This window comes from Paraburkholderia sp. SIMBA_030 (assembly GCF_046535245.1).
Classification (GTDB): domain Bacteria; phylum Pseudomonadota; class Gammaproteobacteria; order Burkholderiales; family Burkholderiaceae; genus Paraburkholderia.
In genome coordinates this window covers 1-366 of record NZ_JAWRXB010000151.1, presented here as the reverse complement: position 1 = coordinate 366, position 366 = coordinate 1, and the positions used below count along the sequence as shown (strand labels likewise).

2 protein-coding genes are annotated in these 366 nt (G+C 68.0%); one reads left to right on the top strand and one right to left on the bottom strand.

Annotated features, from left to right (window positions below; genetic code table 11):
* Positions 1 to 197, bottom strand: a 197-nt coding sequence (locus SB772_RS39430; RefSeq protein WP_410838443.1) for a hypothetical protein, incomplete at its 3' end; no start/stop codon positions are given.
* Between SB772_RS39430 and SB772_RS39425 the strand changes: the two genes are divergently transcribed.
* Positions 176 to 366, top strand: a 191-nt coding sequence (locus tag SB772_RS39425) for an entericidin A/B family lipoprotein (protein WP_410838442.1), incomplete at its 3' end; no start/stop codon positions are given. The genes SB772_RS39430 and SB772_RS39425 overlap by 22 nt on opposite strands.

Below are 366 nucleotides of genomic sequence, written 5' to 3'. Positions count from 1 at the left end.
GTGAGCATCGTGCGCTTTCGCTCGCCGAAGTGGCTCGTGGTGCGCAAGCAGCGCCGGACCTGAAGCGGCGACGGCAGTGGCAGCGGCGGCGAGCGGCGCAAGTGCCGCACCCGCCGCGCATCCTCCGCGTACAGATGGCCCCGCTGCGCCCCGCCGTGCGGGTACAATTTACCGGATGGCTGCCCGGTGCCGGCCATCGCCTTACCGCACGCCGTTGTGCACCGCGATCAGGGAATCCATCACAAGGAGAGCCGACATGAGCCGTTACCTTGCTTTTGCCCTTGCGCTGTTCGCCGTCACCCTCGCCGCCTGCAACACCATCGCCGGAGCCGGCGAAGACATCTCGAAGGGCGGCAACGCCATCAC